This is a genomic window from Armatimonadota bacterium, assembly GCA_020354555.1.
Classification (GTDB): Bacteria; Armatimonadota; Hebobacteria.
Map to the genome: position 1 here is coordinate 2,750,408 of CP070648.1, position 4,962 is coordinate 2,755,369.

The 4,962-nt window shown below is 66.1% G+C and carries 6 protein-coding genes; all 6 read left to right on the top strand.

Translation table 11 applies throughout. The features are described from left to right. A partial coding sequence (locus JSV65_11295; GenBank protein UCH33163.1) for an aminotransferase class III-fold pyridoxal phosphate-dependent enzyme occupies positions 1–623 on the top strand: 623 nt, incomplete at its 5' end. Between the two features lie 22 nt (positions 624–645). Next, the gene (locus JSV65_11300) at positions 646–783 is read left to right on the top strand and encodes a hypothetical protein (GenBank protein ID UCH33164.1); all 138 of its coding nucleotides are present in this window, start codon (positions 646–648) and stop codon (positions 781–783) included. 80 nt (positions 784–863) lie between these two features. Continuing rightward, on the top strand, positions 864–1,904 hold the full coding sequence (locus JSV65_11305; protein UCH33165.1) for an exo-alpha-sialidase: 1,041 nt from the start codon (positions 864–866) through the stop codon (positions 1,902–1,904). Positions 1,905–1,968: 64 nt separating this feature from the next. Then, positions 1,969–3,123 carry a hypothetical protein gene (locus JSV65_11310; GenBank protein ID UCH33166.1) on the top strand — a complete coding sequence of 385 codons (1,155 nt, stop codon included), beginning with the start codon at positions 1,969–1,971 and terminating at the stop codon, positions 3,121–3,123. Positions 3,124–3,203: 80 nt separating this feature from the next. Then, a complete protein-coding gene (locus JSV65_11315; protein UCH36760.1) occupies positions 3,204–4,124 on the top strand; it encodes a Gfo/Idh/MocA family oxidoreductase in 921 nt (306 codons plus the stop codon). A 3-nt stretch (positions 4,125–4,127) separates the two neighbouring features. Next, positions 4,128–4,916, top strand: a complete 789-nt coding sequence (locus tag JSV65_11320; GenBank protein UCH33167.1) for an aldolase — start codon at positions 4,128–4,130, stop codon at positions 4,914–4,916. Positions 4,917–4,962: the final 46 nt, after the last annotated feature.

Consider the following 4,962-nt stretch of genomic DNA (forward strand, 5'->3'; position numbering starts at 1 on the left):
ACGGGGCGCTCCTCATCTTCGACGAGATCAGCATCGGCTGGCGGCTGCATTTCGGCGGGGCGCATCTCAGGTTCGGCGTCACCCCCGACCTCGCCGTGTTCGCCAAGGCAATGGGCAACGGCCATCCCATCGGCGCGGTGATCGGGACGCGGGAAGCGATGGCGGGAGCCCACGGCTCCTTCATCAGCAGCACCAACTGGACGGAAAGCGTCGGCCCGGCGGCGGCGGTGGCGACGCTGCGCAAGATGAAGCAGGTAGACGTGCCCGCGCATGTCGCCCACGTCGGCGCCCGGGTACAGGATTACTGGCACGAGCACGGCAAACGACACGGCCTGCCGATCGTCACCCATGACAACTACCCGTGCCTGGCGCATTTTCGATTCGACCACGAACTCAGCGAAGCGCTGCGCACTCTCTACACCCAGTTGATGCTCGAGCGCGGCTTTCTCGCCGGCGCGAGCATCTACCCGACGCTCGCGCACACCGACGAGATCGTGTCGCTCTACGGGGATACGATAGATAAGGTGTTTGCGATAATCGCACGGGCGCTCAAACAGGGCAAAGTTGGGGAAATGCTGAAAGGCCCGGTGGCGCACAGCGGCTTCGCGCGGCTGACCAGTTGAGCCGGCGAGAAGCAGCAACGTGATGATGACCCGACTCAGTAAAGAACAGGTCGCCGCCATCCAGCAGGCGACGGAGGAAGTGCTGGAGAGTGTGAGCTTGCGAGTGCAGCACGACGGGCTGCTGCGTCGCGCGCGCGGCGAGGGGAAGGACCGACGCTGAAGATCGTTGCGCGAGGCACGGCATTCAGGGGTGAGAAAGGCACCGACCGTCAGAGCTGCGCCTTCCCCGGCATCGCCGTCTTGCCCGACGGGCGCTGGGTCTGTGGCTTCCGCGCCGCGCGCACCAAAGGCGGTACCGTCGAACAGCACGCACTGATCACCTGGTCGGATGACGAAGGCCGGTCGTGGAGCACGCCCATTCGGCCGTTCGAACCGCCCGCGGTTGAGGGCAAGCGGGGGCTGTTTCGCGCCGCGCACCCAACGGCGCTCGGCGCCGGCCGTGTGCTGGCGACGCTGTGCTGGGTCGATCATTCAGACGCCTCTCTGCCGTTCTTCAACGAGGAGACCGAAGGGCTACTCGATACTCGCATCTTCCACTCCTACTCCGCGGACGGCGGCGCGACGTGGTCGCCCCCGGTTCTGATGGACACGTCGCCGTTCAACGTGCCGACCCCCGCTACCGGCCCGACACTCGTCCTGCCCAACGGCACGCGGGCATGCCAGTTCGAGCTGAACAAGCACTACCACGACACTGCCCAGTGGCGGCATTCATCGGTGTTGATGTTCTCCTGCGACGAGGGCCACTCGTGGCCGGAGCACGTCATCGTGAGCAACGATCCGGAGAACCGGATCTTCTACTGGGACCAGCGTCCGAGTGTGCTCAAGGACGGGACGATCCTCGACCTGTTCTGGACCTACGACAACCAGCTCGCGACGTACCTCAACATTCACGCGCGGCGCTCGGCGGACAACGGCCGAACATGGGCGCAGATCTGGGATACCGGTGTGCCCGGTCAGCCCGCTCCGCCGGTTTCGCTGCGCGACGGTCGGATTGCCATGGTCTATGTGGATCGCACCGGAGCGCCGGTGATCAAGCTGCGCGTGAGCGACGACGGCGGCATGACATGGCCCGAGCCCAGCGAGGCGGTGTTGTATCAGGCAGCGACGCCGACGCAGACCGAGCGCAAGGCCACCATGCAGGACGCCTGGGCAGAGATGGCTAAGTTCTCGGCGGGGCTGCCGGTGACGGCGTCCCTCGCGGACGAGGATGTCCTGGTGGTGTACTACGCGGGGCCTGAGACGGATCATACGGACATCGAATGGGTGCGCGTGCGGCCGTGAACGTCGCGGAGCGGCAGACGACGGTGCGCCGCGAGCGGCCGGCGCGAGGGCGAGACCGCGGGCGATGCGCGCACTCCGGCCCGAGGGCATCAGACCCATGACCATCCGCGAGCGTATCCTGGCGGTGTATCGAGGACAGGCGCCCGACGTCGTTCCGTTCATGCTGGATCTGTCGCATTGGTTCTATCACCGGAACCGACTGCCCTGGGATCTCAGCCAGGCATACGACAAGCCGGAGTGCGCGCTGATCGACTGCCACAAGCAGGTCGGTGCCGGCTTCTATCTGCCGAACCTCGGCGCGTTCTACACCGTCGAGTACGGCGACGACGTCGAGACAGAGGTCGTCAAGGACCGGCGAAGCGGAACCGAAGAAATCACCTGGCGTCTCGCCACGCCGCGCGGCCGCATCGAGCGCAAGCGCGTGTGGGAGGAACGCTCGTATTCCTGGGCAATCAGCAAGTGGGGGGTGGAGGGAGAAAATGATCTGCGGGTACTCGGCGACGCGCTCGGCGGCCGCAGATACTCCCCGCGCTGGGACCGATACAAGGCGTGGGCGGACGCGGTAGGCGACACCGGCGTAGTCTATCTGCCCGCGGGTTACAGCGCGATGGGGCACCTGCTGCATTACTGGATGGGGGTGACGCGCGTTGCCTATGCCGCGCACGATTGGGCTGTGGCCATGCGCGACGCGGTTGATCAGATTAACGCGAGTAATCTGCGCCTGGTTGATCTGCTGTGCACCTCGCCAGCCGAGATTGTCCTGATGGGCGACAACTTCTCCAGCAATATCCAGCCGCCGCACTTTTTCGACGAATGGTCGCGTCCGTACTACGTCGAAGCAGTACGCAGGCTGCATGCGGCTGGGAAGGCGGTCGCCGTGCATGTCGACGGGACGCTGCGCGGGGCGCTCGGCATGATACGCGAGACGGGCGCCGACTGCGCCGACGCCGTGACGCCGACGCCGATGGGAGATCTAACGCCGACCGAGTGCCGCCGGGAAGCCGGGCCCGACTTCATCCTGTCCGGCGGCGTCGCGCCGAATCTGTGGCTCCCCGGAGCGGACGTTGACGCCTTCAAGTCGGCGGTGCTGGCATGGCTCGACCTGAAGCGCCTCGGGCCGCGCCTGATCGCCGCTGCCGGCGACCAGGTTCCGCCCGGCGCGACGGTGCACTGCATCGAGATCATGCGCGACCTGGTGGAGCAGCAGGGCAGATACTGACCGGCGCAGAGACAAAGGAGCTGGCTGAGATGTCGGAACGCGCTGACGTGCCGGTGGGGGACGCCGGGATTCGCCTGGCGATGCTGGGCATGGTGGAGGGAAACGGTCACCCCTACTCCTGGAGCGCCATCTTCAACGGCTACGACCCGCAGGAGATGGCGAAGTGCCCGTACCCCGCGATCCCGGCCTATCTTGCCAAGCAGCCCAAGGACACGCTGCGCATCCCCGGCGCGCGGGTGACACACATCTGGACCGACGACCCCGCTGATGCCGCGCGCGTCGCTGAGGCGTCGCTCATCCCGAATATCGCGACGCGCGCTGAGGATGTAATCGGCGCGGTGGACGCGGCCATTGTCGCCACCGACGTCGGCCACGAGCACCTCGCGCGCTGCCGGCCGTTCGTAGAAGCCGGGCTGCCGGTGTTCGTGGACAAGCCGCTGGTGGATAACGCGGCGGACCTGGCGACCTTCAGCCACTGGGTGGAGCAGGGCGCGCCGATCATGTCGTCCAGCTGCATGCGCTACGCGAAGGAGTACCTCCCCTACCGGCTTTCGACTCACGAACTTGGTGAGCTGCGGCTGATTACCATCACCACCCCGAAGAGCTGGGAGCGCTACGGCATTCACGCGCTGGAGGGAGTCTATCCCATCCTCGGTCCGGGATTCGTCTCCGCGCGGAACGTCGGCACGCCGGACCGCAACGTCGTCCACGTCAAGCACGGGAGCGGGGTGGACGTCGTGGTCGCGGCAATGGCGGGCATGTACGGCGCGTTCGGCGTGCTCCAGCTGTGCGGCACGGCCGGGCACGCCCATGCCGCCTTCGCGGACACGTTCTACGCCTTCAAGGCGCAGTTGATGGCATTTGTCGAATACCTGCGGACGGGCGAGCGGCCGTTCCCGTTCGCGGAGACGCGGGAGTTGATGACGCTCGTCATCGCCGGCATCAGGAGTCGCGACGAGGGCGGGCGCGAGGTGCAACTCGCGGAGATCATGGGGGTCTAGAGCATGAACAATGACATCATGATGCGGCCCAGCCGAGTGCTCGCGAAGCTGCGTGCCGGCGGTGTCGCAAGTTGTTTCAAGGTCAACCTCGCCGATGCCCGGTGTGTGGAGATCGCCGCCATCGCCGGATTCGACTGCGTGTGGGCGGATCTCGAGCACATCGCTAACGACTGGTCGCTCATCGAGAAGCAGATATGGGCGGCGAAGGCGCATGACGTGGACGTGGCGGTGCGAGTCGCGCGCGGCGGCTACAGCGATTACGTACGTCCCCTGGAGCTGGATGCGTCGGGCATCATCGTGCCTCACGTCATGAGCCTCGAGGACGCCCACAGCGTCGTACGCATGACCCGCTTCCACCCCATCGGCCGCCGGCCGGTTGACGGGGGCAATGCCGACGGCGCGTACACCAACATCGAGTTCGTCGAGTACCTGCGGCAAGCGAACGAGCAGCGTTTCGTGATCATCCAGATCGAGGACCCCGAGCCGCTCGATGAACTCGAGGCGATCGCGGAGCTGGAGGGGATTGACGTCATCTTCTTCGGCCCCGGTGATTTCAGCCACAGTATCGGCGCGCCGGGGCAGTGGGATCACCCCAGGATTGCGGAGACCCGCCGACGCATCGCCGAGGTGTGTGCGCGGACCGGCAAGGTTGCCGGGACGGTCGGTGCGCCCGAGAATCTGGCGGAACTGGTCGGCATGGGCTATCGTTTCATCAACCTCGGCGCCGACGTAGTCGGTCTCAGCCAGTACTGCAAAGGTCTTGCGGCGGAGTACGAGAAGCTGAAGCGATGAGGCGCGCCCTGCTTGAGGTCCCCGAGCACCCGGGAAGGCCAGGCAA